At 71.4% G+C, this 26996-nt stretch carries 28 protein-coding genes; 11 read left to right on the top strand and 17 right to left on the bottom strand.

Features of this window, described 5'->3' with window-relative positions:
- Window positions 1–16: 16 nt before the first annotated feature.
- The gene (locus ACWDY5_RS10755; RefSeq protein ID WP_449722024.1) at window positions 17–1873 is read right to left on the bottom strand and encodes an NHL domain-containing thioredoxin family protein; all 1857 of its coding nucleotides are present in this window, start codon (window positions 1871–1873) and stop codon (window positions 17–19) included.
- Window positions 1874–1947: 74 nt separating this feature from the next.
- On the opposite strand from ACWDY5_RS10755, the gene ACWDY5_RS10750 reads away from it, so the two are divergent.
- Complete coding sequence (locus tag ACWDY5_RS10750) at window positions 1948–2427, top strand: hypothetical protein (RefSeq protein ID WP_449722023.1); 480 nt, start codon at window positions 1948–1950, stop codon at window positions 2425–2427.
- 651 nt (window positions 2428–3078) lie between these two features.
- Here ACWDY5_RS10750 and ACWDY5_RS10745 read toward each other — a convergent pair.
- Window positions 3079–3645, bottom strand: coding sequence for a hypothetical protein (locus ACWDY5_RS10745; protein WP_449722022.1), 567 nt, complete (start codon window positions 3643–3645; stop codon window positions 3079–3081).
- A gap of 100 nt (window positions 3646–3745) precedes the next feature.
- On the opposite strand from ACWDY5_RS10745, the gene ACWDY5_RS10740 reads away from it, so the two are divergent.
- Window positions 3746–4483, top strand: a complete 738-nt coding sequence (locus ACWDY5_RS10740) for a class I SAM-dependent methyltransferase (RefSeq protein ID WP_449722021.1) — start codon at window positions 3746–3748, stop codon at window positions 4481–4483.
- A gap of 261 nt (window positions 4484–4744) precedes the next feature.
- Here ACWDY5_RS10740 and ACWDY5_RS10735 read toward each other — a convergent pair whose 3' ends face one another.
- Both ACWDY5_RS10735 and ACWDY5_RS10730 read right to left on the bottom strand, forming a co-directional pair.
- Window positions 4745–4891 carry a hypothetical protein gene (locus tag ACWDY5_RS10735; RefSeq protein WP_252483729.1) on the bottom strand — a complete coding sequence of 49 codons (147 nt, stop codon included), beginning with the start codon at window positions 4889–4891 and terminating at the stop codon, window positions 4745–4747.
- A gap of 156 nt (window positions 4892–5047) precedes the next feature.
- A complete protein-coding gene (locus ACWDY5_RS10730) occupies window positions 5048–6241 on the bottom strand; it encodes an AAA family ATPase (protein ID WP_449722020.1) in 1194 nt (397 codons plus the stop codon).
- A 151-nt stretch (window positions 6242–6392) separates the two neighbouring features.
- Here ACWDY5_RS10730 and ACWDY5_RS10725 point away from each other — a divergent pair, with 151 nt between their 5' ends.
- Together ACWDY5_RS10725 and ACWDY5_RS10720 are read left to right on the top strand one after the other, a co-directional pair.
- On the top strand, window positions 6393–8171 hold the full coding sequence (locus tag ACWDY5_RS10725; RefSeq protein WP_449722019.1) for an APC family permease: 1779 nt from the start codon (window positions 6393–6395) through the stop codon (window positions 8169–8171).
- 97 nt (window positions 8172–8268) lie between these two features.
- Window positions 8269–8871, top strand: a complete 603-nt coding sequence (locus ACWDY5_RS10720; protein WP_449722018.1) for an SIMPL domain-containing protein — start codon at window positions 8269–8271, stop codon at window positions 8869–8871.
- On the opposite strand, the gene ACWDY5_RS10715 is transcribed toward ACWDY5_RS10720, so the two are convergent.
- Window positions 8868–10148: an acetyl-CoA C-acetyltransferase gene (locus tag ACWDY5_RS10715; protein ID WP_449722017.1), complete on the bottom strand. Its 1281-nt coding sequence runs from the start codon at window positions 10146–10148 to the stop codon at window positions 8868–8870. The two genes, ACWDY5_RS10720 and ACWDY5_RS10715, sit on opposite strands and share 4 nt — an antisense overlap.
- Before the next feature lie 87 nt (window positions 10149–10235).
- Between ACWDY5_RS10715 and ACWDY5_RS10710 the strand changes: the two genes are divergently transcribed.
- A complete protein-coding gene (locus ACWDY5_RS10710; RefSeq protein WP_449722016.1) occupies window positions 10236–11582 on the top strand; it encodes a 3-oxoacyl-ACP reductase in 1347 nt (448 codons plus the stop codon).
- 10 nt (window positions 11583–11592) lie between these two features.
- Window positions 11593–12432 (top strand): MaoC family dehydratase, encoded by an 840-nt coding sequence (locus ACWDY5_RS10705; protein WP_449722079.1) that lies wholly within the window; start codon window positions 11593–11595, stop codon window positions 12430–12432.
- Here the strand turns inward: ACWDY5_RS10705 and ACWDY5_RS10700 are convergent.
- Both ACWDY5_RS10700 and ACWDY5_RS10695 read right to left on the bottom strand, forming a co-directional pair.
- Window positions 12429–13418 carry a TAXI family TRAP transporter solute-binding subunit gene (locus ACWDY5_RS10700; protein ID WP_449722015.1) on the bottom strand — a complete coding sequence of 330 codons (990 nt, stop codon included), beginning with the start codon at window positions 13416–13418 and terminating at the stop codon, window positions 12429–12431. The two genes, ACWDY5_RS10705 and ACWDY5_RS10700, sit on opposite strands and share 4 nt — an antisense overlap.
- An 11-nt stretch (window positions 13419–13429) precedes the next feature.
- Window positions 13430–15409 (bottom strand): TRAP transporter permease, encoded by a 1980-nt coding sequence (locus tag ACWDY5_RS10695; protein ID WP_449722014.1) that lies wholly within the window; start codon window positions 15407–15409, stop codon window positions 13430–13432.
- 164 nt (window positions 15410–15573) lie between these two features.
- Here ACWDY5_RS10695 and ACWDY5_RS10690 point away from each other — a divergent pair, with 164 nt between their 5' ends.
- Complete coding sequence (locus ACWDY5_RS10690) at window positions 15574–16713, top strand: glycerophosphodiester phosphodiesterase (RefSeq protein ID WP_449722013.1); 1140 nt, start codon at window positions 15574–15576, stop codon at window positions 16711–16713.
- A 55-nt stretch (window positions 16714–16768) separates the two neighbouring features.
- Here the strand turns inward: ACWDY5_RS10690 and ACWDY5_RS10685 are convergent, their stop codons facing one another.
- The 5 genes from ACWDY5_RS10685 to ACWDY5_RS10665 all read right to left on the bottom strand — a co-directional run bounded on the left by ACWDY5_RS10685 (window position 16769) and on the right by ACWDY5_RS10665 (window position 20665).
- On the bottom strand, window positions 16769–17737 hold the full coding sequence (locus tag ACWDY5_RS10685; RefSeq protein WP_449722012.1) for an ABC transporter substrate-binding protein: 969 nt from the start codon (window positions 17735–17737) through the stop codon (window positions 16769–16771).
- Window positions 17721–18422: an ABC transporter ATP-binding protein gene (locus ACWDY5_RS10680; protein ID WP_449722011.1), complete on the bottom strand. Its 702-nt coding sequence runs from the start codon at window positions 18420–18422 to the stop codon at window positions 17721–17723. Before ACWDY5_RS10680 ends, ACWDY5_RS10685 begins: the two co-directional genes overlap by 17 nt.
- Window positions 18392–19171, bottom strand: coding sequence for an ABC transporter permease (locus tag ACWDY5_RS10675; protein ID WP_449722010.1), 780 nt, complete (start codon window positions 19169–19171; stop codon window positions 18392–18394). Before ACWDY5_RS10675 ends, ACWDY5_RS10680 begins: the two co-directional genes overlap by 31 nt.
- 45 nt (window positions 19172–19216) lie before the next feature.
- Complete coding sequence (locus ACWDY5_RS10670; protein ID WP_374213188.1) at window positions 19217–19297, bottom strand: putative leader peptide; 81 nt, start codon at window positions 19295–19297, stop codon at window positions 19217–19219.
- A gap of 78 nt (window positions 19298–19375) precedes the next feature.
- Window positions 19376–20665 carry an adenylosuccinate synthase gene (locus ACWDY5_RS10665; protein ID WP_252483717.1) on the bottom strand — a complete coding sequence of 430 codons (1290 nt, stop codon included), beginning with the start codon at window positions 20663–20665 and terminating at the stop codon, window positions 19376–19378.
- A 183-nt stretch (window positions 20666–20848) separates the two neighbouring features.
- On the opposite strand from ACWDY5_RS10665, the gene ACWDY5_RS10660 reads away from it, so the two are divergent.
- From ACWDY5_RS10660 to ACWDY5_RS10650, 3 genes are all read left to right on the top strand, one after another.
- A complete protein-coding gene (locus ACWDY5_RS10660) occupies window positions 20849–21424 on the top strand; it encodes a hypothetical protein (protein ID WP_449722009.1) in 576 nt (191 codons plus the stop codon).
- 114 nt (window positions 21425–21538) lie between these two features.
- Window positions 21539–22177 (top strand): HNH endonuclease family protein, encoded by a 639-nt coding sequence (locus ACWDY5_RS10655; protein WP_449722008.1) that lies wholly within the window; start codon window positions 21539–21541, stop codon window positions 22175–22177.
- A gap of 99 nt (window positions 22178–22276) precedes the next feature.
- Window positions 22277–22528 (top strand): hypothetical protein, encoded by a 252-nt coding sequence (locus ACWDY5_RS10650; RefSeq protein WP_449722007.1) that lies wholly within the window; start codon window positions 22277–22279, stop codon window positions 22526–22528.
- On the opposite strand, the gene ACWDY5_RS10645 is transcribed toward ACWDY5_RS10650, so the two are convergent.
- Genes ACWDY5_RS10645 through fbaA form a run of 4 tightly spaced genes read right to left on the bottom strand, consistent with a single transcriptional unit; the run spans window position 22525 to window position 25672 of the window.
- The gene (locus ACWDY5_RS10645; protein ID WP_283662193.1) at window positions 22525–23598 is read right to left on the bottom strand and encodes an FUSC family protein; all 1074 of its coding nucleotides are present in this window, start codon (window positions 23596–23598) and stop codon (window positions 22525–22527) included. The two genes, ACWDY5_RS10650 and ACWDY5_RS10645, sit on opposite strands and share 4 nt — an antisense overlap.
- Window positions 23599–23602: 4 nt before the next feature.
- On the bottom strand, window positions 23603–24193 hold the full coding sequence (locus ACWDY5_RS10640) for a hypothetical protein (protein ID WP_449722006.1): 591 nt from the start codon (window positions 24191–24193) through the stop codon (window positions 23603–23605).
- Between the two features lie 19 nt (window positions 24194–24212).
- Window positions 24213–24632 carry a DUF3151 domain-containing protein gene (locus tag ACWDY5_RS10635; protein ID WP_252483711.1) on the bottom strand — a complete coding sequence of 140 codons (420 nt, stop codon included), beginning with the start codon at window positions 24630–24632 and terminating at the stop codon, window positions 24213–24215.
- A 5-nt stretch (window positions 24633–24637) separates the two neighbouring features.
- Window positions 24638–25672 (bottom strand): class II fructose-bisphosphate aldolase, encoded by a 1035-nt coding sequence (fbaA, locus tag ACWDY5_RS10630; protein ID WP_449722005.1) that lies wholly within the window; start codon window positions 25670–25672, stop codon window positions 24638–24640.
- Between the two features lie 184 nt (window positions 25673–25856).
- On the opposite strand from fbaA, the gene ACWDY5_RS10625 reads away from it, so the two are divergent.
- A complete protein-coding gene (locus tag ACWDY5_RS10625) occupies window positions 25857–26240 on the top strand; it encodes a hypothetical protein (protein WP_449722004.1) in 384 nt (127 codons plus the stop codon).
- On the opposite strand, the gene ACWDY5_RS10620 is transcribed toward ACWDY5_RS10625, so the two are convergent.
- Window positions 26218–26928: an alpha/beta fold hydrolase gene (locus tag ACWDY5_RS10620; protein WP_449722003.1), complete on the bottom strand. Its 711-nt coding sequence runs from the start codon at window positions 26926–26928 to the stop codon at window positions 26218–26220. The genes ACWDY5_RS10625 and ACWDY5_RS10620 overlap by 23 nt on opposite strands.
- Window positions 26929–26996: the final 68 nt, after the last annotated feature.

Here is a 26996-nt window from a genome sequence, read left to right as displayed (position 1 = left end):
GATAGAGTGCGCCAGATCACATCCCGGATTCGTCCATTCCGCCCATAACGAGCGGCAGCCGGATGGGCGCACCCGATTGGACCACAACGGGAACACCCCAGTCCTGCCTGGTCAGGCGGCAGGCGGGGTGCTCGACACCCTCGTCACAGCTGGCTGCCTGGGCGACCACGTGCAGTACACCCGACGGCACGTCGGCGGCGATCACCAACCGGCGCACCAGGTCTGTGCCGACACCCGCGCCCTCGACCAGCAGCTCGGGCGGCGAGGCGGTCACCTCCAGCCGGGTGGACGGCCCGTACCGCTCGTCCAGCTTCTGCCCCGGCGGCGGCACGAACACCACCGCCAGCTCCACCGCACCCGCGGCCAGCTCACTCGGCGGCCGCCGAACCTGTTGCGCCGCACCGGAGACCAGCTTCGCCGCCACCCCCGGCGGCACCGGCCGCTCCAGCCGGTGCGCGGCCGAGGACACCACGACCACCTCACCGTCGAGCACCACCGCGCCCGAGGGCTCGGCCAGGTCGGTGGCGATGGTGCTGACCTCGCCGGACTCCGGGTGGTAGCGCCGCAGCGCGCCGTTGTAGGTGTCGGCCACGCCGATGCTGCCGTCGGGCAGCACGGCCACGCCGAGCGGGTGCTGCAACAGGGCCTGGGCCGCCGGGCCGTCCCGGTGCCCGAAGTCGAACAGCCCGGTGCCGATCACGGTGCGCACGGTGAGCACGCCGTCCTCATAGGCCAGGTAGCGCAGCGCCGAGGTCTCGGAATCGGCCAGCCACAACCGTTCCCGCGCCGGATCCGCGGCCAGTCCCGAGGGCTGCGCGAAGAACGCCTGCGCGGCCTCCCCGTCCCGCAACCCCTCCACCGTGGTCCCGGCGAACCGCGACACTGTGCCCGCCACCGGATCGAACAACCCGATCGTGTGATTCCCGGCCAGCGCGACCACCACGCCACCAGCGGGCGCCCACCATTCGACGTCCCACGGACTGGTGAGCTCGATTTCCGTTGCGGGTCCGTCGGTTTCGCCGTCCCGCCACTGCTCGCCGGTACCGGCCACGGTGGAGACGAACCCGTCGCTCAGCCGCACCCCGCGCAACAGGTGGTTGACCGTGTCCGCCACCACGACGTCGTACCCGACCCGCTCGGCCACCTCCGGCGGCAACAGCGAAAGCCCGGCAGGCTCAGAGAAACTCGCCGCACCCGCCACCCCGTCGGCCCGCCCCCGGACCCCGGAACCGATGCGCCGCAACAAGGTCTCGCCATCCGCGGCCAGCTCCGCCAGCGAATGCCGCGCCGAGTCCGCCACCAGCAAGGTCCGCTCCGGCGTCACGATCGCCTTGGCAGGGAAGCGAAGCGCCGTCTCCGCGGCCACCGGCGGCACGTACGGACCGTCTCCCCGGTGCAGCGTGCCCTTGGCCGTGTGCTCGGCGACCAGCTCGGCCAGCACCCGCCGCAGCGCCTCGGCATGCCCCTCCCCCGCGGCCACGTGCACCACGTAACCCTCGGGATCCACCAGCACCAGCGTCGGCCACGCCTTGACCGCGTACGCCTGCCAGGTCACCAGCTCCGGATCGTCCAGCACCGGGTGGTGCACCTCGTACCGCTCCACCGCCGCGGCCAGCGCCGCCGGATCCGCCTCGTGCGCGAACTTCGGCGAGTGCACCCCGATGGTGACCAGCACATCGGCGAACTCCGCTTCCAGCGGCCGCAGCTCGTCCAGCACGTGCAGGCAGTTGATGCAGCAGAAGGTCCAGAAGTCCAGCAGCGTGATCTTGCCGCGCAGGTCCGCGAGCCGGATCTGCTTGCCGCCGGTGTTCAGCCAGCCACGGCCGGTCAGCTCGGGGGCGCGGACGCGGGCACGGCGCTTCGCAGTGGTCACACCGGGATTCAACACAGCGACCGAGCCGCGCTGTTCCCCGGCCCACCAGGTGGGACACGGTGCACTATGACCGGGTGACCGAGTTGCGCTGGGCGGACGTCGAGGACCTGTTCGACGTGGACAACGGGGTCCTGCCGGATGTGGTGGTCCGGGGGACGACCGTGGCGGACTGGCAGGCGGTGCTGGACCTGATCCGGTCGCGGGGCTGGCCGCACACGTACACCGAGGACAACCAGGCCGCGGAGGTGCCGAGCGCGGAGGTGATGGTCAGCCGGGCGTCGGTGCCGGAGCTGGCGGTCTGTCCCGGGGCGGAGGTGTGGCTGATGTTCCGGTGCTCCGCCCCGGACACGATCGACTTCGACGTGCACCTTGAGGAGCTCCAGGGGCCGGAGCCGCTGGCGGTGTTGTGCGGGGTGTTCCGCGATATCGGGCGGCTGTTGGGCAAGGCGGTGGTGATGACGTTCGAGGGGTCGGAGCTGCCGATGATCGGGTACGACCCGGTGCTGGACCGGGTGGTCCGGCTGGCCCCGCCCGCTGCCCCACGACCGGCGTGACCCCGGTCACAGCGTGAACCGGGGCTGGGGTTTGCTCGTCTTCGAGGCTGAAGCAGTGGACGAACAGGGACGGCAGGTCTGTCCGGGCACCACGATCGCTTGTGCTGGGTGGCGCGGGCGTGGCGGGGTCCGGACGGGGCCGGGGTACTCGGTGGGACGGGGTCAGTCGGTTCGGGCGGTGCCGGACCGGGTGGTGGCCGGCGAGTGCGGAACCGGTGGCCGTTCCTGCGGGACCGGGCGGCGCAGGGGCAGTGCTGCTCGGTTCTCGGCGGCCTGTTCATGGGCGGACAGGTCGGCGCGGTCGCGCGCCGGCTGCTCCACACCGGCGCGCGACCGCGGTTTTTTCTTCGGTACCAACGGGAAGGTCGCCCGGCCCACCCCCGGCCGGACGACCTTCCCACCCCCCGCACCGCGCGGACGCGGTGTGGCTGTAGCTCACCGACGGAATCGGGTTGATCGTCATGGTCTGGAACTGACCCGCGCCTCCCGCGCCGTGTTCGCCCCCTACACGTCCGCGAGCCGCCACCGGTTGCCCAAAATCTGGTCGGATTTTTCAGGCAACCCCAGCTCGACTCAGACGTCTGCCACTGTTGGCGCGCAACAAAAAAGGGGAGCCCGGAACTCCGGACTCCCCGTGCCGACCGGGCGTGATCAGCCCTGCGCGCCGTCCCGCCGGCGGCGCAGCGCCCAGCCGCCGAGTGCGGCACCGGCCAGCAGCGCGCCGCCGCCCGCGAGCACGCCGCCGAGACCGGAGTCCGTGCCGCCGCCACCGGTTTCCGGCGCGCCCTTGGGCTTCACCGGGACGGCCGGGGTGCTGCTGGGCCTCGGCTTGGAGGTGACCGGCGGTGGGGGCGCCTGCACGGTGAACTCGCCACGGTAGGCGACCGTGCCGCAGGTGAAGGTCATGGTGTGCTTGCCGCTCCTGGCTCCCTTGGCGATGGTGAACTCGCCCATCGCCACCCCGGCGCTGCCCCCGTTGAGCTGGATCTCCCCGATCCCGCTGATCTTGACCTTGCTCGCCTTCTCCGGCGCGCAGTCGGTGCCGATCATGACCCTGGCCGGCAGGTGGAAGGTGCTGCCCGCGCCGAATGAGGTCTTCCCGGCTTCGAAGTCCACGGTGTAGGCGTTGGTGCCAGGCTGGGCCATGGCGGCCGGTGCGGCGAGCAGCGTGGCGCCCGCGGCGAGGGCGAGGGTGGCTAGGGCGGACTTGGTCTGCATGGCGAGTCTCCCCGAACTGGTCTTGCCACGGTTGGTGACTTCTACACGTTGATCGCGACCTATCCGGTTGCCTGTTCACCGAAGAAAGTCAGGGGGAGCTGTGCTCAACAACTACGACGCCGGCACCGCGGCCGCCTACCGCCGGGCCAGGGAGATCCCCAGGGACGGGCTGACCCACTGGCGGGCGGCGATCGAGCGGCACCTGGGGCCGGCCCCCTACTCGGCGCTGCTTGACCTCGGCGCGGGCACCGGGCTGTTCGCCACCGCGCTGGCCGACTGGTTCGGCGCCAGGGTGCTCGCGGTCGAGCCGTCCGAGGCGATGCGGGCGCACATCCCGGCGCACCCGCTGGTCGAGGTGCGTGCGGGCGACGCGCTGGCCATCCCGGCGGAACCCGGCTCGCTGGACGGGGCCTGGCTGTCCACGGTGATCCACCACGTGCCGGACCGGGTGGCCGCCGGGCACGAGCTGCGCCGGGTGCTGCGGCCGGGCGCGCCGGTGCTGATCAGGGGGATCTTCCGGGAACGGCCGCTGGAGCTGAACGTGCTCCGCTTCTTCCCGGAGGGCATCCGGGCGCTGGCCGCGTTCCCCACCGTTGAGGAGGTCTGCGCGGAGCTGGGCGCGGCCGGGTTCGAGCGGGTGGGCCTGGAGTCCGTCCCCCAGACAAGTGCCCCCGATCTGGGGACAGTGCTTGGCCGGGTTCACCAGAAAGGGGACACCTTGCTGCGCGGGCTCACCGACGAGGAATATGCCGAAGGCTTGGCGCGGCTGCGCGCCGCGGTCGCGGCTGGGGCCAGCGGGCCGGTGGTGGACCGGCTTGACCTGCTGGTTCTCCGTTAGCCGGAAATGGGAAACCCCGCAGTGCTGCCAGGTCGGGGGTCCGACAGCACCGCGGGGTCATCTGGAACATCGCTACGCCACCCAATGGTGTTACACCCGATCGGGTAAGTGACGTGGGTCACTTCAGCGATGTCGGTCTAGCTGGGAAAACAACACGGCCCCGACCGGCGGGAGGCAAGTCGGGGCCGTGCGTCTTCCCCCGTGGGGTCTCGGCGACGGGAGGGCTCGCCCATCGAGGAGGGCGTCCGCGCCGGACCAGGCTCAGCGGAGGGAGGTCACCTGAGCGGAAGCGATGGCCATCAGTTCGTGCCGCATGGCCGGAGTGGCGGCGGCGTCGATCGCGCGGTTCACGGCTCGCCGGGTGCGGGCCTGTGCACGGCGGGACCGGATCTTCGCGACGAGGTTCATCTGAGTTGCATCCCCTTAGTAAGCATCTCGTTGTCTGTGCCTCAAGTATGCACCACCAAAACCTCAAACGCACCCGTTTGTCCGGTGAGTCGGGCCACACGCCGACGATTCATCGGCGAAGCTCGGGAAGTAACCCGTGATTCGTCCGGTGTTCACCTAGTCACCGGCGGTCAGCAGGAAGCGGCCGAAGTGCGGCACGGTGAAGGCGATCCGGCCCCGTTCGGCGGAGTAGACCAAGCCCTTCTTGATCAGCGAGTCACGCGCCGGGGACAGCGAGGACGGCTTGCGGCCGAGCTGCTCGGCCAGGTGCGCGGTGCCGACCGGCTCGTCCCTGCCCTCGCTGAGTACCGCCATGCCGTGCAGGTACTCCCGCTCGGCCGGGGTGGCCCGCTCGTACCGGGAGCCGAAGAAGCCCACCGCCAGCTCGCCCGCCGCCTCCGGCTCGGCCACCGCGACGTCCTCAGCGGTGATCGGATCGCCGGGCGCGGCGTCCCAGGCGGCCTTGGCATAGGCCTGCACGAAGTACGGGTAGCCGCCGCTGGCCTCGAACAACGCGGCCAGCGCGGCCGGTGCGATGCCCGCCTGCTCGCGCTCGATCGGGGCGGTCACCGCGCGGTCGTGCTCGGCCCGGTCCAGCCGGTCGATCTTGACGTAGCGGAACAGCCGCTCGGAGTAGGACTTGCTGGCCGAGAGCACCGCGGGCAGGTGCGGCAGCCCCGCGCCGACCACCACCAGCGGCGCGCCGGACTGGGACAGCTCGTGGCAGGCCGCGCACAGCGCCGAGACGTCCTCCGGCGGCACGTCCTGCATCTCGTCGATGAGCAGCGCGACCCCGGTGCCCACGTCCGCGGCCAGTTCGGCCACGTCGGTGAACAGCTCCACCAGGTCGATCTCGATGTCGCCGGAGTCGGCCCGGCCGGTGACCGTCGGCACGTCGATGCCGGGCTGCCACCGGTCCCGCAGCTTCGCGCCCTCCGGGGTGGCGCGCAGCGCGAACGCCTTGAGCACGCCGAGCACGTGCTCCACCCGGTCCGGCGCGCGGTGCCGGACCGCGAGGTCGCGCACGGCCCGGTGCAGCGCGGCCGAGAGCGGGCGGCGCAGGCCGGAGTCAGGGCGGGCCTCGATCTTGCCCGCGCCCCAGCCACGCCGGATGGCCATCGAGCGCAGCTCGCCGAGCAGCACGGTCTTGCCCACCCCGCGCAACCCGGTGAGCACCAGGCTCCGTTCCGGGCGGCCACGGGCGATGCGTTCGAGCACCACCTCGAACGCGCCGACCTCCCGGTCCCGTCCGGCGAGCTCGGGCGGCCGCTGGCCTGCCCCTGGGGCGAAGGGATTGCGCACCGGGTCCACGATCGGACCGTATCGGCGTTTCTAGGTCATCTCCGATAGTGCGGCAGAAAGCGCTGACCGCGTGTCGGGGCCGTCAAGATCGGACCGGGCGGGCTCAGGATCGCGTCAACAGGGCCCTGGCCGCCACGGGACGGGCCGCACAGTGCCGCCTGTGCTGACCCTGACTCGCGCCGGGACCGGTGAGAACCGGCACCGGCTGACCGCCACCACCGGCGTGGCCGCCCTCGGCCTGGACGCGCTCGCCTCGGTCTCCTACGGCCCGCAGGCCATCGTGCTCGCGCTGGCCGCGGCCGGAGCGGCGGGCATCGGCTGGACACTGCCGGTGACCGGCGCGATCGTGCTGCTGCTGGTGGTGCTGGTGGCCGCGTACCGGCAGGTGGTGCACGCCTACCCGGACGGCGGCGGCGCGTACACGGTGGCCCGGCGCAACCTCGGTGAGCGCGCCGGCCTGGTCGCGGCGGCCGCGCTGATCGTGGACTACGTGCTCAACGCGGCGGTGGCCACCGCGGCCGGTGTGGCCGCGCTGACCTCGGCGGTGCCCGCGCTGCTGCCCTGGACCACCGAGCTGTGCCTGGCCGTGCTCACGCTGGTGACCGTGGTGAACCTGCGCGGGGTGGCCGCGAGCGCCCGCGCCTTCGCCGTGCCGACCGCGCTGTTCGTGCTCGCGGTGCTGGCGGTGATCGCGATCGGCCTGCTGCGCGGGGCGCCGCTGAACCCGCTGCCCGATCCGGCTCCGGCGCAGACCACCACGGCGGTCGGCGTGCTGCTGGTGCTCTCCGCCTTCGCCAACGGCTGCGCCTCGCTGACCGGGATCGAGGCCATCGCCAACGCCACCCCGTCCTTCCGCAGTCCGCGTCCGGCAAGAGCCGCTCGCGCGCAGGCCCTGCTCGGGCTGCTGCTCGGGGTGATGCTGCTCGGGCTGGCGGCGCTGGTGGAGCTGTTCGACCTGCGGCCGGTGGAGGGCCGGACCGTGCTGTCGCTGCTGGTGCAAGGCGCGGTCGGGGACGGCGCGGTCTACCTGGTCGTGCAGTTCACCACGGTGGTGCTGCTCGCGTTGTCGGCCAACACCTCCTTCGGCGGCTTGCCGGTGCTGGCCGCCCGGCTGGCCGCCGACCACTACCTGCCGCACGCCTTCGGGCTGCGCGCGGACCGGCTGGTGCACCGGATCGGCGTGCTGGTGCTGGCCGGGCTGGCCGCCGCGCTGATCGTCGGCTCCGGCGGTCGGCTGGACGTGCTGGTGCCGATGTTCACCATCGGCGTGTTCGTCGGGTTCGCGCTGTGCCAGGCCGGGATGGTGCGGCACTGGCTGGCCCGGGGCGAACGCGGCCGGCGGCTGGCGCTCAACCTGGTGGGCGCGGTGCTGAGCGCGGTGGCCGCGGTGGTGGTGACCGTGGTGAAGTTCGCCGAGGGCGCCTGGCTGGTGGTGCTGGTACTGCCGCTGCTGGTGTTCGCGCTGCGCCGGGTGCACCGGGCGTACGCGGTGCTCGGGCGGCAGCTCGGTGTTGGCTCGCTGCCGGAGCTGCCGAAGCCGCACAGCACGCTGGTGGTGGTGCCGGTGGCCGGGCTGTCGGTGCTCACCTCGCACTGCCTGTCGACCGCGTTGTCGTTGGGGCACAAGGTGGTCGCAGTGCACGTGGGCGGTGGCGGGCAGCCGCCGGAGCAGCAGCGGGCGCTGGCCGCGGACTGGACCGCCTGGCACCCGGACGTGCCGCTGATGCTGCTGGAGCGCTCGCGGGGCGGGCTCGGCGCCAGCATCGCGGCCTACGTGCGCGGGATGCCGGAGCAGCAGGTGGTGGTGCTGATCGGCGAGCTGCGGCCGCGGCGCGCGTGGATCCGATTGCTGCTCAACGGACAGGGCGGCGGGATCGCCCGCGCGGTGCGGGCCCGCAGCCAGGCGGCGGTGTGCCGGTTGCACTACCGTCTGCCCTGATCTACCGCTTTCTAGTGGAAAAGCTAGAGAGTTATATACGTCGCAAGCGTTGCGGGTCCGGCCGAGGGGGAGTTGGCTGGGCGGTGTGGCTGAAGTTGTGACGAAGGGGACCGGAGAAGTCGAGCGGACCGCGGACCGCGCCCAGCTGTGGGTGAGCTTCACCGCGAGCGCGAGCGATCGGAGCGAGGCGGTCGCGCTGCTCGGGCAGCGGGTGGCCGGGGTCGAACCACTACTGGAGCAGGACGGCGTCGAGGTGCGCTCGCGGCGGCTGTCCGTGCAGCCGAACTGGCAGGGCGACCGCCAGGTCGGCGCCAGCGCGGAACAGCACTACCAGCTGCGGGTGGCCGACCGGGCCGCGCTGGAGCGGGTGGTGGCCGCGCTGGTCGCGGCCGAGCCGTCCGCGTTGAACGGCCCGGACTGGGAGCTGCGCGACCAGGCCGAGGCCACCCAGGAGGCCCAGGTGCTCGCGGTCGCGGACGCCCGCAGGCGCGCGGAGGGCTATGCGAGCGCGCTCGGCGTGCGGCTTGGCCCGCTGCTGCGGATCAGCGACGGCGAGGACACGCACTACGCGCCGATGGCCCGCGCCGGCGGCTACGCGATGGCCGCGGAGGCCGGCTCGGCGGTGCAGGCGCTGAACCTGGAGCCGCAGCCGATCACGGTCACCGCCCGCTGCACCACCACCTGGTCGCTGCTGGACTAGCGCTCCAGGATCGCCGTGACGCCCTGGCCACCGGCGGCGCAGATGGAGATCAGGCCGCGGCCGGATCCCTTGCGCGCCAGCAGTTTGGCCAGGGTGGCCACGATCCGGCCGCCGGTGGCGGCGAACGGGTGGCCGGCGGCCAGCGAGGAGCCGTTGACGTTGAGCTTGGTCCGGTCGATCTCGCCGAGCGGGGCGTCCAGGCCGAGCTTCTCCTTGCAGAAGCCGGGATCGGTCCAGGCCTTGAGGGTGGCCAGCACCTGGGAGGCGAAGGCCTCATGGATCTCGTAGTAGTCGAAGTCCTGCAGGGTGAGCCCGGCGCGGGCGAGCATCCTGGGCACCGCGTAGGCCGGGGCCATCAGCAGGCCCTCGCCGCCGTGCACGAAGTCCACCGCGGCGGTCTCGCAGTGCGCGAAGTAGGCCAGCGGGCTCAGCCGGTGCGCGGCCGCCCACTCCTCGCTGGCCAGCAGCACCGCGCTGGCGCCGTCGGAGAGCGGGGTGGAGTTGGCCGCGGTCATGGTCGCGCCCTCGCCCTTGCCGAACACCGGCTTGAGCTTGGCCAGCTTCTCCAGGCTGGAGTCCGGACGCAGGTTCTGGTCCCGGTCCAGGCCCTGGAACGGGGTGATCAGGTCGTCGAAGAAGCCGGACTCGTAGGCGCGGGCCAGGTTCTGGTGGCTGGCCACGGTCAGCTCGTCCTGGGCCTCCCGGCTGATCTCCCACTCCTTGGCGGTGATCGCCGCGTGCTCGCCCATGGACAGACCGGTGCGCGGTTCGCCGTTGCGCGGGATGTCCGGGACGATGTGCGTGGGCCGCAGCCTGGTCAGCAGCCGCAGTCGCGCGCCGAGGCTCTTGGCCCGGTTGGCGGCCAGCAGCACCTGGCGGAGGTCCTCGTTGACGCCGATCGGCGCGTCGCTGGTGGTGTCCACACCCCCGGCGATGCCCGCCTCGATCTGCCCGAGGGCGATCTTGTTGGCCACCAGGATGGCCGCTTCCAGGCCGGTGCCGCAGGCCTGCTGCACGTCGTAGGCCGGGGTCTCCGGGGCCAGCTGGCTGCCCAGCACGGTCTCCCTGGTCAGGTTGAAGTCGCGGCTGTGCTTGAGCACCGCGCCCGCGGCCACCTCGCCGAGCCGCTCGCCCTGCAGGCCGAACCGGCTGACCAGCCCGTCCAGCGCGGCGGTGAGCATGTCCTGGTTGGATGCCTGGGCGTAGGGACCGTTGGATCGGGCGAAGGGAATCCGGTTGCCACCCAGGACCGCCACCCGTCGCGTGCTCGCGGACATCGCGCCTCCTCCGCAGTGCTTGGTGCTGCTACCGTAGCGAAGATAACCTACTGACGAGTAGTCTTACTGGCGAGTAGGGAGTGTCACATGACCGATCGGTACCAGAAGCTGGCCCGGTCCTCGGTGGGCCGGATGCTCGTCAAACGACTCGGCCTGCCCAACCCCGCGCCCCTGCGCCGATACGAGCCCGGTCAGCCGGTGGTTGACGGGCCGGTGCTGTTCGGCTCGGCGCCCAAGGGACGGCTCGGCGACGCGGTGCTGGGTGTGCTGAAGTCGGTGGAGGCCACCGTGCTGACCAGCGCGGCCGAGGCCGGCCCCGAGCAGCGCTACGCCGCACTGGTCTTCGACGCCACCGGCATCGAGCGCAGCGAGGACCTGGGCGAGCTGTACCGCTTCTTCCACCCGGTGATCCGCCAGTTGGGCAGCAATGGCCGGGTCATCGTGCTGGGCACCCAGCCGGAGCTGGTGGACTCGCCGCGGCAGTCGGTGGCCCAGCGCGCGCTGGAGGGCTTCACCCGCGCGGCGGGCAAAGAGGTGCAGCGCGGCGGCACCGCGCAGCTGGTCTACGTGGCCCCCGGCGCCGAGGACGGCCTGGCCGCCACCCTGCGGTTCTTCCTCTCCGCCCGCTCGGCCTACGTCTCCGGGCAGGTGGTCCGGATCGGGACCGCGCCGGTGACCGAGCCCGCGAACTGGGAAAAACCGTTGGCGGGCAAGGTCGCGCTGGTCACCGGCGCGGCACGCGGGATCGGCGAGGCCATCGCCGAGGTACTCAGCCGGGACGGCGCGCACGTGGTGTGCCTGGACATCCCGGCCGCCGGCGAGGACCTGTCCAAGGTGGCCAACCGGGTGCGCGGCACCGCCATCCAGCTCGACATCACCAGCGCGGACGCGCCTGCGAAGCTCGCCGAGCACCTGCGCGAGCGGCACGGCGGGGTGGACATTGTCGTGCACAACGCGGGCATCACCAGGGACAAGACGCTGGGCCGGATGGACGACGCGCGCTGGGACTCCGCGATCGACGTCAACCTCTCCGCCCAGGAGCGGATCAACGAGGTTTTGTTGCGGGACAACGTGATCAACGACGGCGGGCGGCTGATCGGGCTGTCCTCGATCAGCGGCATCGCGGGCAACTTCGGCCAGACCAACTACTCCACCTCCAAGGCGGGCGTGATCGGCGTGGTGCAGGCGCTGGCCCCGGCGCTGCGCGAGCGCGGCATCACGGTGAACGCGGTCGCGCCCGGTTTCATCGAGACCCGGCTGACCTCCGCGATCCCGTTGTTCACCAGGGAAGCCGGTCGCCGGATGAACAGCCTGGCCCAGGGCGGGCTGCCGGTGGACGTGGCCGAGACCATCGCCTGGTTCGCCAGTCCGGGGTCGGCCGGGGTGACCGGGAACGTGGTCCGGGTCTGCGGCCAGAGCCTGCTCGGAGCCTGAGATGTCCACTGTGGAGGTTCAGGAGCTGGATCACGCGCCCGGTCTCGGGCTGCTCTACCCCAAGGCCGTGCTGACCGGTTTTTCCCGCAGCGGCAAGGAACTCCCCGGCACCGGGTACCTGCGGCGGGCAGTGCCGGTGGACCTGGCGCACCTGGCCCAGTACAACCGGGTGTGCGGGTTCGGGCTCACCGACCTGCTACCGCCGACCTACCCGCACATCCTGGCCTTCCCGATGGCGGTCAAGCTGATGACCGCGCCGGGGTTCCCGTTCCCGCTGGTCGGGCTGGTGCACATCGGCAACCGGATCGAGCAGCTGCGCCCGTTGCGGGCCGGGGATCCACTGGACCTGCGGGTGTGGTCGCAAAACCTGGCCGAGCACGAGCGGGGCCGCCAGTTCGAGGTGGTCAGCGAGGCTTCGGTGGACGGCGAGCTCGCCTGGCGGGAGGTCAGCACCTACCTGCGCCGGGAGAAGTCCAGTGGTGGCAAGGAGTCCCGGCCGGAGACGCCGGAGCTGCCCGAGCCCAACGGGGTGTGGCGGGTGGCCAAGGACATCGGCCGCCGGTACGCCAAGGTCTCCGGCGACAGCAACCCGATCCACCTGTACCCGTTGAGCGCCAAGCTGTTCGGCTTCCCCCGGCACATCGCGCACGGCATGTGGAGCAAGGCCCGCTGCCTGGCCGCGTTCGAGGGCAGGCTGCCGGATGCCTACACCGCGGAGGTGAGCTTCAAGCTGCCGATCCTGTTGCCGGGCAAGGTCGCCTTCCGCACCACGCGGATCGGCGAAGGCTGGGAGTTCGACCTGCGGGCGGCCAAGGACGGCCGCCCGCATCTTGCCGGGACGATCAGCTAGCGCAGCGACTCCAGGGCCTTCGACGCGCCGGGGTGCATCGGGATGGGGTCGATCACGGTGGCCTTGTGCACGTCGATGTCCTTGGCGGCCGGGTGCACCTTCTCCAGGTCGGCGCGCTTGTCGTAGATCAGCTTGGTGATCGCGCAGGCGTTGCCAGCCGGGAAGTCCTCGCGCACCAGCAGCACGTTCGGGATCACCAGGGTGGGCACCTCGGCCGGGGTGCGGTAGGTGGCCGCGGGGATGCTCGCCCGGTCGTAGACGCTGTTGACCTGCTTGAGCTTGCTCAGCAGTCCGGTCACGTCGACGAACTTGGCCCGGTCCTTGAGCGTGGTGGTGAGGTCGGTGATCTGCGCGGTGGGCAGGCCGCCGACCCACACCAGGCCGTCGATGGTGCCGTCCTTCATGCCGTCCACGGTCTTGGTCAGGTCCAGCCGCTGGGCCTGCACGTCGCTGTCCGGGTTCAACCCGGCGGCCTGCAGCAGCCGGTTGGCGATCACCTCGGTGCCCGAGCGCGGCGAGCCGGTGGAGATCCGCTTGCCGCGCATGTCGGCGATGGAGTTGATGCCGGCGTCGGCGCGCACCACCACGTGCACGTAGTTGAGGTGGATCCGGGTGAGCGCCTGCACCTTCTGCGGCTTGCCGTTGAAGGAGTCCCGCCCGGCCACCGCGTCCGCGGCGGTGTCGGCCAGGGAGAAGGCGATGTCGTAGTCCCCGGCGACCAGCTGCTGGATGTTCTGCACCGAGGCGCCGGTCTCCGCGGCGGTGGCCTTGAGCTTGGTGTTGCCGCTGATCAGCTGGGCCAGGCCGCCACCGAGCACGTAGTAGACGCCGCCCGCGTTGCCGGTGGCCAGGGTGACCCTGCCCTCGCTCGTCTCGCACGGCGCGGCGCCGGGCTGGTTCGCCGGAGTGTCCCGTTGTTTGCCGCCACAGCCCGCGGCGAGCAGGCTGAGCGCGGCGACGGCGGCCAGGACTTTGGTTAATCGCATCGGTGTTTCCCTCACGTTGTCCCCACAGGTTCGCGTTTGCGCGTCACGAGGTGCAGCACCACCGCCACCGCGAGCAGCACCAGTCCCGCGGTGATCGTCCACGGTTGCAGGTAGAGCAGGAACAGCGCGGCCAGCACGCACAGCGCGCGTTCCGGCCAGCGCGCGGGCCCGAACAGCCAGCCGCCGGTGCCCACCGCGAGCGCGGCCACGCCGAGCACGGAGACCCCGAACACCCACAGCACCTCGGTCCAGGACCGTTGCAGCAGCAGGGCCGTGCCGTGCTCGGTGAGCACAAACGCGATCGGCACCAGGAAGGCGGGCAGGGTGTACTTCCAGGTCTGCCACATGGTGCGCATGACCGAGCCGCCGGTGATCGCGGCCGCGGCCACCGAGGCCAGCGCGGTCGGCGGGGTCACCTCGGAGAGCACCGCGTAGTAGAACAGGAACATCGCGCGGGCCGGGTCGGAGACGCCGAGCTCGGCCAGCGCGGGGCCGAGCACCACCCAGGCGATGATGAACGAGGCGGTCACCGGCACCGCGAGGCCGAGCACGCCGACCGCGACCGCGGCGAAGAGCACGGTCAGCAGCAGCACCACCGTGGTGTTGTCGCTGAAGTACCTGGCCGCCGACACCAGGCCGGCGGACAGCTCCTGGCCGAGGCCGGTCTTGGTGATGGTCGAGGTGATCACACCGGCCGCCGCGCAGACCGCGATCACCGGCAGCGCCGAGCGCACCCCGGTGGACAGCGCGCCGAACATGTCCAGCAGCCAGCCTCGCCACCAACCGTCCTGTTTGGACACAACGCGCTGGGCCAGCGCGAACAGCGCGGCCAGCCCGGTGGCGTAGACCACAGCGGAGAAGGCCGGGATGCCCAGCGCCAGGAACACCACGATGATGCCCAGCGAGGCGAAGTGGTAGCCGCCGGTGAGCAGCAGCCGCCACGGGCTCGGCGAGTCCACCTCGACCGCCTTGGCGCCGAAGCGGCGGGCGTCGGCCTCCACCGCGAGCACGATGCCCAGGTAGTAGAGCACCGTGGGCAGGCAGGCCCACAGCAGCACTTCCAGGTAGGGCACCCGCAGGTACTCGGCGATGATGAACGCGGCCGCGCCCAGCGTCGGCGGGGACAGGATCGCGCCGATCCCGGAGGCGGCCAGCAGCCCGCCCGCGTTCTCCTTCGGGTACCCGGCCCTGCGCAGGATCGGCCAGGTGACCGCGCCGAGGCTGACCGTGGTCGCGGTGCCGGAGCCAGAGACGGTGCCGAGCAGGAAGCCGGAGAGCGCGGTGGTGCGGCCGGGCGCGGTCGGCGAGTTGCGGAAGGCGGCGAAGCTGATGTCGACGAAGAACTTGCCCGCGCCGGAGGCCTCCAGCATCGCGCCGTAGATGGTGAACAGCACGATGTAGGTGGCGGCCACGTCCAGCGGGGTGCCGTAGAAGCCGCTGGCGTCGTTGTAGAGCGCGTTGACGATCTGGCCGAAGTCGATGCCGGAGTGCGCGATCAGCCAGCCGGGCGGCAGGAACCCGCCGTAGTAGGCGTGCGCGAGGAAGAGCAGGCAGACCGCGGGCAGCACCAGGCCGGTGGTGCGCCGGGTGGCCTCCAGGATCAGCACCAGCAGCACCGCGCCCGCGATGACGTCCACTGTGGACAGTGAGCCCTGCCGGTCCAGGAAGCCGTTGAAGCCGGTGACCACCGGGTAGAGCCCGGTGGCCAGCGCCAGCGCGGACAGCGCCCAGTCCACCGGATGCGGGTCGTCCCTGCCCGTACGCCTTTTCAGCGCAGGGCGGTAGACCAGGAAGACCAGCGGCAGGGTCAGCCCGAGGAAGACGATCAGGTAGAACTGACTGCCCGCGCTGAACGGGAAGAACACCTGGCGCAGCACCAGGATCGCGATGGCGAAGGTCACCACCGCGACACCGAGGTCCCACCGCCGGCTCAGCCGCCGGGCCGGACGTTCCTCGTCCTGTTCGGCCACCAGCTCATCGACCGCGGTCACCTCCCGGACGCTACCTGTGCCTCAGGTCACGATTGAAGACACAACTTGTCGCAGGTTGAGATACCTGGCGTTCACCACGCGGTTGGCTCCGCTTAGCCCTACGGTGTCCGGCACGACGTCATCCCGGGTGAAGGTGGCGCTTACTGAACGAGGAGGTCAGCACGATGTCTCATCCGTTACGGGCACTTCAGCTCGCCGGCGTCGCCGTCATGGCACTCGCCGTGCTGGGCAGCAGCACCCTGGCAGCCGCCCCGGCCACCGCCCTGGAGGTGAACATCGACCTGTCATTCGGCAAGAAGCCGGAGAAGCTGCTGGTCATCGGCCACCGCGGCGCCTCGGGCTACCGGCCCGAGCACACCCTGGCCTCCTACGAGCTGGCCGCGCGGATGGGCGCGGACTACATCGAGCCGGACCTGGTCTCCACCAAGGACGGCGTGCTGGTCGCCCGGCACGAGAACGAGATCAGCGGCACCACCGATGTCGCCGACCGCCCGGAGTTCGCCGCGCGCAAGGCCACCAAGGTGATCGACGGCACCAGTCTCACCGGCTGGTTCACCGAGGACTTCACCCTGGCCGAGCTGAAGACGCTGCGGGCCAAGGAGCGCATCCCGCAGTTCCGGCCGAACAACGTGATCTACAACGGCCGGTTCCAGGTGCCCACCTTCCAGGAGGTGCTGGACCTGCGCGCCCGGCTGTCCAAGGAGCTGCGGCGGGACATCGGGGTGTACCCGGAGACCAAGCACCCCACCTACTTCCGCTCGATCAAGCTGCCGCTGGAACCGCCGCTGGTGCGCACGCTGACCAAGAACGGCCTGAACAACCGGCACGCCAGGGTGTTCGTGCAGTCCTTCGAGGTGACCAACCTCAAGGACCTCAGCCGCGAGCTGCGGGTGCCGCTGGTACAGCTGCTGGACGCCGAGGGCGCGCCGTACGACTTCGTCGCGGCCGGCGACAAGCGCACCTACGCGGACCTGGTGACGCCCCAGGGGCTCAAGGAGATCGCCTCGTACGCCAAGGGCATCGGGCCGTACAAGGAGATGGTGATCCCGCGCGGCAAGGACGGGAACCTGACCTCGCCGACCCAGCTGGTGCCCCAGGCGCACAAGAACGGCCTCCAGGTGCACCCGTACACCTTCCGCAGCGAGAACAACTTCCTGCCGACGAACATGCGGCTGCCCGGCCCGCCTTCGGTGCACGGCAATGCTTTCGCCGAGTACGAGGCCTACTTCAAGGCCGGCGTGGACGGGGTGTTCGCGGACAACCCGGACACCGCGATCGAGGCGCGCAGCACCTTCAAGCGCTGAGCGCGGAACAGCGGCCTCGCCCGGTTCACCAGACCGGGCGAGGCCGCTGCTCTTCTCAGCGGAGAGTGGCCTGGATGTCGGCGTCGAACCGGTTGTCCACGAACTCGGCGAAGTTCACCTTGCCCGGCAACACCTTCGCCGCGGTGAAGGCGTCCGCGAGCTGCTGTTCGGAGGCCACCACCTCCGGGGTGAGCGGCTGGTAGAGGTCCACGCCCCTGGCCACCGCGGCCTCGGCCACCGGCAGGGACAGCCCGGTTTCCGCCGCCCAGGCCTTGGCCCGTTCCGCGCGGTGGGTGCCCGACCAGCGCTGGGCCTTGGCCAGCCGGGACAGGTAGTCCTTGATCGCGCCGGTCTTCCGGCCGTCCAGTGCGGCGCGGCTGGCCACCTGGAAGCTGTAGCCGTTGGCCACGCCCGCGCCGTCCACCAGCACCCGCGCCCCGGCCTCCAGCAACGCCTGCGAGGTGTACGGGTCCCAGATCGCCCAGGCGTCCACCCGTTTCTGGGTGAAGGCGGCGAAGGCCTCGGCCGGGGCCAGGAACACCGGCTTGACGTCGGCGATGGACAGCCCCGCCCGTTGCAGCACCAGCAGCAGCGAGCCGTGTGCCGAGCTGCCCTTGGCCACCGCGATCTGCTTGCCGCGCAAGGCGTTCGCCCCGGTCAGCGGCGAGCTCTCGGGCACCAGGATGGCATCGCTGGTGGCATCGCCCTTGGCCGCGGCCACCACGGTGATCTTCGCGTTGGCCGCGGCGGCGAAGATCGGTGGCGTGTTGCCGACCCCGCCCAGGTCGATGGCGCCGGCCGAGGCCGCCTCCAGCAGCGGCGGGCCGCTGGTGAAGGTGGACCACTCGATCCGGTAGGGCAGGTCCTTGAGCAGCCCGGCCGAACTGAGCAGGGACTGCGCGTTGCCCTTCTGGTCGCCGACCTTGAGCACCAGCTCACCGGTGTCGGCCGCACTCGGCGCGCAGCCGGAGAGCAGCAGGGCCGCGGCGAACACCGCGGCGCGGAAGTCACTGCGCCAGTTCATGGTCGATCACTCCCAGGTCGGCGAGCACCAGCTCGCGCAGGTGTGCGAGGTCCGCGCCCTCGGTCCGGTGCTCAGCCGCGATGCGGCCGTCGGCGAGCACCAGGATCCGGTCGGCCAGGCGCAGCGCCTCGTCGATGTCGTGGGTGACCAGCAGCACCGAGGGCCGGTGCGCCAGCCACAGCTCGCGCACCAGGCGGTGCATGGCCAGCCGGGTCAGCGCGTCCAGCGCGCCGAACGGCTCGTCCAGCAACAGCAGCTCCGGCTCCCTGACCAGCGCGCGGGCCAGCGAGACCCGTTGCGCCTCACCGCCGGAGAGGGTCAGCGGCCAGGCGCCGGCGTGCCCGGACAGCCCCACCTCGCCCAGTGCCCGCGCGGCCGCTCCGGCGGCGTCCGCCCGGCGCAGCCCGAGCGCGACGTTCTGGCCGACCTTGCGCCAGGGCAGCAGCCTCGGCTCCTGGAAGGCCACCGAGACCGTGCCCGGCGTGCGCACCTCGCCGGTGTAGCCGGCGTCCAGCCCGGCCAGCACCCGCAGCAGGGTCGACTTGCCGGAACCGCTGCGCCCCAACAGGCCGACGAACTCCCCCGGCGCGAGGTCCAGGTCCACCTCGTCCAGCACCGTCCGCTCGCCGAAGACCTTGCGCAGCCGCCGGACCCTCAGTGCACCGTGCTCACGCTCTGCCGCCATGCCAGTGCCCTCCTCTCCAGTGCCCGCACCAGCGCGTCGGTGCCCAGGCCCAGCAGCGCGTAGACCAGCAGGCCGACCACGATCACGTCGGTGCGCAGGAACTCCCTGGCGTTGTTGATCAGGTAGCCGAGCCCGGCGTCCGCGTTGACCTGCTCGCCGATCACCAGCGACAGCCAGGCCACGCTCAGCCCCTGGCGCAGCCCAACCATGGTCTGCGGCAGGGCCGAGGGCAGCACCACGTGTTGGATCCGCTCCCGCCGGGTGTAGCCGAGCACCGTGGTGGCCTCGATCAGCCGCCGGTCCACGCCGCGGATCCCGGCGTGCGTGTTGAGGTAGATCGGGAAGGTCACGCCGAGCGCGACCAGCGCGATCTTGGGCGCCTCGCCGATGCCGAACCACAGGATCAGCAACGGGATCAGCCCGAGGAAGGGCAGGGTGCGCAACATCTGCACCGGCGGGTCGAGCAGCGCGTCGCCCCACCGGTACAGGCCGGCCACCAGGCCCAGGCCCAGCCCGGCGGCCAGCCCGATCGCGAAGCCGAGCAGCACCCGTTGCAGGGACACCGCGAACGCGGTCAGCAGCTCACCGCTGAGCACCAGGTCGGCGGCGGAGGCCAGCACGGTCAGCGGGGCGGCGAGCTTGTCCGGCGGCAGCAGACCGGTGCTGCTGGCCAGCTGCCACAGCAGCACCAGGCCGACCGGACTGACCCACCGCCCAGGACGTCGTTTGTCCACAGTGGACACAGACATGAGAGCTCCCGGACACGGGGAGAAAAGGGGGAAGACCGAGGAAGATCAGCGCGTGCGACAGAGGGCGCTGGCGTGCCGTCGCAGATCGACGTGCAGCCGCGCGACGAGCTCCGTGCGCTGGGTCATGACAAGAGCCTGGCCGCGGCACCGTGATCGTGTCAACGGTGCCGCGGCCAGGCTCTCAGTGTCCGGGACGGCCTTGTGTCAGGGAGTCATCTCGTGCCGCACGATGGTCTGGTCGCGGCCGGGACCGACGCCGATGGCCGACATGCGGGCGCCGGAGAGCTCCTCCAGACGCTCCACATAGGACCGTGCGTTGGCCGGCAGCTCCTCGAAGCTGCGGCAGTGGCTGATGTCCTCGAACCAGCCGGGCAGCTCCTCGTAGACCGGCTTGGCGTGGTGCACGTCGGTCTGGGTCATCGGCATCTCGTCCACGCGCTGACCGTCGACCTCGTAGGCCACGCAGACCGGGATGGTGTCGTGCCCGGAGAGCACGTCCAGCTTGGTCAGGAAGTAGTCGGTGATGCCGTTGACCCGCGCGGCGTAGCGGGCGATCACCGCGTCGAACCAGCCGGTGCGGCGGGAGCGGCCGGTGGTCACGCCGAACTCGCCGCCGGTCTTGCGCAGCCGCTCGCCCATCTCGTCGTGCAGCTCGGTCGGGAACGGACCGGAGCCCACGCGGGTGGTGTAGGCCTTGAGGATGCCGATCACCGTGGTGATCCGGGTGGGGCCGATGCCCGAGCCGACCGCGGCGCCGCCGGAGGTCGGGTTCGAGGAGGTGACGAACGGGTAGGTGCCGTGGTCGACGTCGAGCAGGGTGCCCTGCGAGCCCTCCAGCAGCACGGTCTCGCCGCGTTCCAGCGCCTGGTTGAGCAGCAGCCGGGTGTCGGCGATCCGGTGCGCGAACTTGGCGCCGTGCTCCAGCACGCTGTCCACCACCTGGTTGGCGTCCAGGCCGCGGCGGTTGTAGACCTTGACCAGCACCTGGTTCTTGAAGTCCAGCGCGGCCTCGACCTTCTGCCGGAGGATCTTCTCATCCAGCAGGTCCTGCACCCGGACGCCGACGCGGGCCAGCTTGTCCTGGTAGGCCGGGCCGATGCCGCGACCGGTGGTGCCGATCTTGGCCTTGCCCAGGTAGCGCTCGGTGACCCGGTCGATGGCCACGTGGTACGGCATGATCAGGTGCGCGTCCGCGGAGATCAGCAGCCGGGAGGTGTCGACCTTGCGGTCCTCCAGGCCGGAGAGCTCCTCGAGCAGCACGCCGGGGTCGACCACGACACCGTTGCCGATGACGTTGGTGACGCCGGGCGTGAGGATGCCCGAGGGGATGAGGTGCAGGGCGAAGTCCTGGCCGTCGGGCAGCACCACGGTGTGACCCGCGTTGTTGCCGCCCTGGTATCGGACAACCCACTGGACGCGCTCACCGAGCAGGTCGGTGGCCTTGCCCTTGCCTTCATCGCCCCACTGGGCGCCGATCAGGACGATGGCAGGCATTGAGATCTCCCCGAGGTCCGGCTTCTGACAGGCTGATGCCGGTGGTTGAGGGTAAACCAGGAGCGGATCGTGCACTTACTAGCCCTGTCCTGCGGAAACACACACGTCGACGCAGAGTTGCAGTCGTTGACCGAACGTGAGGGCATTTCACTCCGTTCGGGACCGGCGCTACCGGCAAAAGACGTGGTAGATCCCCTGCTGGCCGAGTTGGCGGAGCTGGACGGCGCCCGGCTGCTCGTGCACGGGAGTGACGCGGATCTCGCTGCGGTGGTGCTGCGGATCCTGCGCAAGGACCGGCTCGGCGAGGTCACGCTGGGTTACCTGCCGGCCGATCCGGCTAGTCGGATCGCCCGGTTGTGGGGTTTGCCGACCGAGTTGGGCGCGGCGTTGCGGGTCGCGCGTGGCGACGGCCCGGTGGGGGTGCCGCTGCTGCGCGACGACGTCGGCGGGGTGTTGCTCGGGCATGGGCTGATCAGCCCGGTGAAGGGCTCGGCCTACTGCGACGACACGCATGTGCTCAAGGGCGCGGCCACCCGGCTGGAGGTGAGCCCGGACCCGGCGGGCGGCGAGGGCCTGGTGGTGCGGGTGCGGCGGCGGGGCCTGTTCGGGCGACGCACGATCGTGCAGCCCGGTCGCGCGCTGCAGCTGGCCTGCGAGCCCGCCACGGTACTCCGAGACGGTGTTCCTCACGCCCGCCTGATGGAGAAGTGGACCTGGTACCGCCATACCGCTGACCTGCGGCTGGTCCGATCCGGCTGACATCCGGCGGACGGCGGGGAGCCATCCGGAGGTCACCTTGTCGTGTTGCGCTCGTCACTCCGGTGGGTGACGGTCATGTCGTAGACGTGATCACCCCCACCACTGGAGGTTGGAGTGAACGGCGCACGCAAGATCCGGGCCCTGCTCACCACCCTGCTGATCACCGCCGCTGTCTCGGTCGGTCTGACCACCCCGGCTGGCGCGGCACCGCCGAACATCCCCAGCGCGACCGCCGCCCGTACCCAGCTCAACGGCCTGACCGTGGCCGCGCCGGGTCCGATGACCGGTTACTCGCGGGAGAAGTTCCCGCACTGGATCACCATCTCCGGCGCCTGCAACACGCGGGAGACGGTGCTCAAGCGAGACGGCACCAACGTGCAGGTCAACGCCAGCTGCGCGGCCACCTCGGGCTCCTGGCACAGCCCCTACGACGGCGCGACCTGGACGGCGGCCGCCGACGTGGACATCGACCACATCGTGCCGCTGGCCGCCGCCTGGCGTTCCGGCGCGGCCGGCTGGACCACGGACAAACGTCAGCGCTTCGCCAACGACCTGACGAACTCGCAGCTGATCGCGGTCACCGACCACGTCAACCAGGCCAAGGGCGACAAGACCCCCGACCTGTGGAAACCGCCGCTGGGCTCCTACCACTGCACCTACGCCCGGATGTGGATCGGCGCCAAGCACGCGTGGGGCCTCAACGTCTCCGCGCCGGAGAAGGGCGCGCTGAACGACATGCTCAACCGCTGCTGATTCACCACCGGTACCCCGGGTACCCCGCTCCTCGCGGATGGCCGACTTCGGTGGTTGGCGCTAGGTTGCCGCGAGGAGCGACCCCAGGGAGGGTGAGTCGTGGAGGAACTGCGGACCCTGTTCAAGGCTGGTCCCGGCGGCGTGATGACCGACGACGTCGGCGTGATCACCGGTGATCTCGAGCTGCTGACCCGCTGCGATCCGGCGGGCGAGGTGACCACGCTGGTCACCTACGAGGGCGCGGAGGAGTGGTACCGGCTCACCGGCGGCAGCACACACCTGCACGACGCCAAGGACCACGAGCCGCTGCACCGCACCCTGGCGGGTGTCCTCGATCGCCCGAACGGTTAGAGCGGCGGCAGCGCGGCGATCGCGTCGTCCCGGCTGACCCCGGTGGCCTGGAGCAGGTCCACCGCGATGGAGCGCAGCTGAGCGACCACCACGCGCACCGAGAACCCGCCTTCGCCGGCCAGGGCCGTGCTGGCCTGTTTCGCGGCTTCCTGGGCCAGCTGGCGGGCGGTGAGGGGCTCTTCTCCCTCGGCGAGCTCGGCCTGCAGCAGCTCCACCGCGTCGGCGAGCTTGGTCAGCACCGCGGCCAGCGCGAGCGGCGCCGGTTCCTCGTCCCGCAGCGCGGCCAGCGCGCGGCGGGCCAGCACCCTGGTGTTGCGCATGGCGTGGTCCAGCGGCACCGCGGCGGCCAGGTAGCTCTCCAGGTCGGCCCGTCTTCGCCAGCGGATCGGCGCGATCCGGGCGATCTCGCTGCCGGTGTCCAGCGCGGTGCGGAAGTCCTCGAACGCCTTGGTGGTCTTGCGCGCCCTGCTCAGCACCGCGGCCGCCTTGACCGGGTCCCGGCTGGTCACCGCGTCGGCCACGCCGCGCAGCGCGGCGGTCAGCTCACCCAGCAGCACCTTGCCCTGCCGGTGCGCCACGGTCAGCGGGTTGGCCGGCAGCAGCGCGGCCACCGCGAGGCCGACCAGGCCGCCGACCAGCGCGTCGACCATCCGGTCCAGGCCGCCGGAGTCACCGGGTGGCAGCAGGGTGGCCACCAGCACCGCGGAGGACCCGGCCTGCATGGCGATCACCGTGCCGCTGTCCAGCAGCACCGCCGAGGTCAGCGCCAGCGCCACCACCAGCATGATCTGCCAGGTGCCCGAGCCGATCTGCAGGATCAGCAGGTCGCCCACGCCGATGCCGATGCTCACCCCGGCCACCAGCTCGGCCACCCGGCGCAGCCGCTGGCCGAGGGAGACGCCGAGGCAGATCACCGCGGCGATCGGGGCGAAGAACGGCCGGGCGTGCCCGATCAGGTCGGCGGCGATCAGCCAGGCGATGCCGGCGCTGAGCGCGCTGTGCAGGATCGGCAACGCGGTTCGCCGCAACCGCCGCAGTCGTCGGCTCAGCTCCTCGCGTACCCGGTGCACGCGGCTAAGTCTGCCTCCTGCGCCGCAGCGCGAGCACCAGGAGCGCGGCGAGTCCGGCCAGCACCGGGCCGCTGGCCGAGCGTCCGGGCGGGGCGCTGATCGCGGCCCGCTCGGCGTCGGTGCTGGCGCGGCGGCGGGCCAGTTCCAGCTCCAGGCTGCGCAGGCCCTTGGCCATGGCCCAGTTGTGGTTGGCCGAGAACACCGGCTTGAGCAGCGGGGAGGCCAGGCGCAGCAGCGGCTTGTCCGCGCGGACCCGCCACTGGAAGTCGACGCTGACCCGGTCGCCGTGCTGGCTCAGCCGCCACTGTCCGCCGCCGATCAGGTCTCCGGCGGCGCTGAAGGAGGAGGTGTGCGGCTGGTCGTGGCTGTCCACCCGCATCCGCCAGCGCAGCGTGTAGGGCAGCCAGCCGGTGGTGTAGAGGTCGAAGGCGGAGCCGATGCCGCGCTCGTCGCCCTCGGCCCCCTTGCGCACGTCGATGTAGACCGAGGGCCACCAGCGGGGCAGGTCGGTCGGATCGAACAGGACGTCCGCCACCTCGGCGACCGTGCCCGGCACCGACCAGTGCGTGTGGAACTCGTAGTCGTTGCCGGGCACGTCCGCTCCGTTGTCGTGATCAGGCCAGGCCGGTCGCCGCTGGCGCGGCCGGGTCGGAGTCGGCGAGGAAGCTCGAGCAGCGCTCGTACTCCTCGGTCTCGCCGATCTCGCCCGCGGCCTTGGCCAGCGCGGACAGCGCCCGCAGGAAGCCCTGGTTGGGCGCGTGCGACCAGGGCACCGGGCCGTGGCCCTTCCAGCCCGCGCGGCGGAGCTGGTCGAGACCGCGGTGATAGCCGGTGCGGGCGTAGGCGTAAGCGGTGACCGGGTCACCGGCGGCCAGCGCCCGCTCGGCCAGCGCCGCCCAGGCCGCGCTGAAGTCCGGGTACTCCCGCGCCACCTCGGACGGGTCCTTGCCGCTGTCCAGCAGGGACTGCGGTTCGGGCCGCTCGGGCAGCAGGGTGTCCGGGGGTCCGCCGAACAGGTTGCCGAACTGGGTCATCGCGCTCAGCCCGCGATCATGCGGCCGGCGGACTTCAGGTTCTCGCAGGCGTGCGCGATGCGCGCGGCCATGCCCTGCTCAGCGGCCTTGAGGTAGCTGCGCGGGTCGTAGACCTTCTTGTTGCCGACCTCGCCGTCGATCTTGAGCACACCGTCGTAGTTGCTGAACATGTGCGCGGCGATCGGGCGGGTGAAGGCGTACTGGGTGTCGGTGTCGATGTTCATCTTGATCACACCGAAGGACACCGCCTGGTGGATCTCCTCCAGCAGCGAGCCGGAGCCGCCGTGGAAGACCAGGTCGAAGGGCTTGGAACCGGCCGCGAGGCCGAGCTTCTCCGTCACCACGTCCTGGCCCTGCTTGAGGATCTCCGGGCGCAGCTTGACGTTGCCCGGCTTGTACACGCCGTGCACGTTGCCGAAGGTCGCGGCCAGCAGGTAGCGGCCCTTCTCGCCGACGCCGAGGGCCTCCACGGTGGCCAGGTAGTCCTCTGGCGTGGTGTAGAGCTTGTCGTTGATCTCGTTGTCGACGCCGTCCTCCTCGCCGCCGACCACGCCGACCTCGATCTCAAGAATGATCTTGGCCTTGGCCGCGCGGTCCAGCAGTTCGGTGGCGATGACCAGGTTCTCGTCCAGCGGAACCGCCGAGCCGTCCCACATGTGCGACTGGAACAGCGGGTTCTCGCCCCTGGCCACGCGCTCCTCGGAGATCGCGATCAGCGGGCGGACGAAGCCGTCCAGCTTGTCCTTGGGGCAGTGGTCGGTGTGCAGCGCGATGTTCACCGGGTACTTGGCCGCGACCACGTGCGCGAACTCGGCCAGCGCGGTGGCGCCGGTGACCATGTCCTTGACCTTGGTGCCGGACAGGAACTCGGCACCGCCGGTGGAGACCTGGATGATCCCGTCACTCTCGGCTTCAGCGAAGCCCCGCAGCGCGGCGTTGAGGGTCTCCGACGAGGTCACGTTGATCGCCGGGTAGGCGAACTCGTTCGCCTTGGCCCGGTCCAGCATCTCCGCGTAGACCTCGGGGGTAGCGATCGGCATCGAACCGTCCTCCTCATGGGCGCTTGTGCGGGCCCATCCTACGAGGCGGCACAGCGGTGTCCGTCACACGGAGTCCCCAGCCGGAAGTTCCCCCGGTGGGTCGATCTTGAGAATGGCCGACTCTCGGTAGTCTTCCGGGTACCGGTGGTGACCCCGTGTCGCGCCGTGTGCGCCGGAGGTGGAGATGAGCTGGGACGTGCCCTGCCCCAGGTGCTCGGGCAGCGGGAAGAACACCGAACCGGGAGCGGAAGAACTGAGCGTGGAGGAGCTGCGGCTGCGCAGGCGGGCCCAGCAGTTCGTCCGCTCGGCCCCGGTGGCGCAGAAGCTGGCCGACCTCAAGGAGGAGTGGGAGGAGCTCAGGGCGCTGGCCACCAGCAAGGCCGCCGACGCCGAGGTCATCCCGTTCCAGGAGTACATCGAGCTGCGCGAGGGCGACACGGTGATCACCCGCGCGCACCGCACCGCCAACACCCACCCGGTCTGCCCGGACTGCAAGGGCAAGGGCAAGGAGCTCACCGCCGAGGGCAAGGAGCTGCTGGAGTTCATCAAGCGCTGGCCACCGGAGTGAGCAGCTCGGCCAGCGCGCGGGGATGGGTCAGCGGCAGCAGGTGCCCGGCCTTGGGCACCAGGTCCAGCCGCCCGCGCTGACAGGCGGCCAGGAACTCCTCCTCCTCGGCCCGGAAGTGGTCCCGCCTGCCGTTGACCAGCCGCACCGGCCCGGGATAGCCGCGCAGGTCGGCCAGCGGGTCCCGGCTCAGCAGGCCGGCCAGCACGTCCGGCACCGCCTCGTGCGCGACCCCGCCGGCCACGAACGCCTCGCCCTGCGCCCGGCCGAACATCAGCCGCGCCATCCGCCGGGTGAACCAGAGCCCGCCGTCGGGCAGGCTGCCCAGCAGGCCGGCGATCCGGCGGAAGGGCCGCACCCGGCCGGGGGTGAGCTTGAGGGTGCCGCCGACCAGCACCAGCTCGCTGATCCGCTCGGGGTGCTCGGCCACCGCGGCCAGCGCCAGGTAGCTGCCCATCGAGTGCCCGACCAGCACCGCCTGCCCGCCGAGGTCGTCCACGGCGTCCCTGATCGCGGCCACCGCCCCGGCCACGGTGAACCGCTCACCCCGACGGCTGCCGTGTCCCGGCAGGTCAGGGGCGGACACCGGCCGATCACCGAGCTCGGTCCGCACGCCCTGCCACATGGTCCCGCTGACCCGGATGCCGTGCACCAGCACGATCGGCGTCCGCCCCGACTCCATGCCCGCCATGTCCGTCCTCCCGCCCAATGCAACGCAACGGCGCGTTGCGTTTCACGCTACGCCGGGCTGCCCCGCAA

It is taken from the genome of Crossiella sp. NPDC003009, assembly GCF_053591555.1.
Note: the sequence above shows the minus strand (reverse complement) of the source record. Positions and strands in the feature narration are given on the sequence as shown.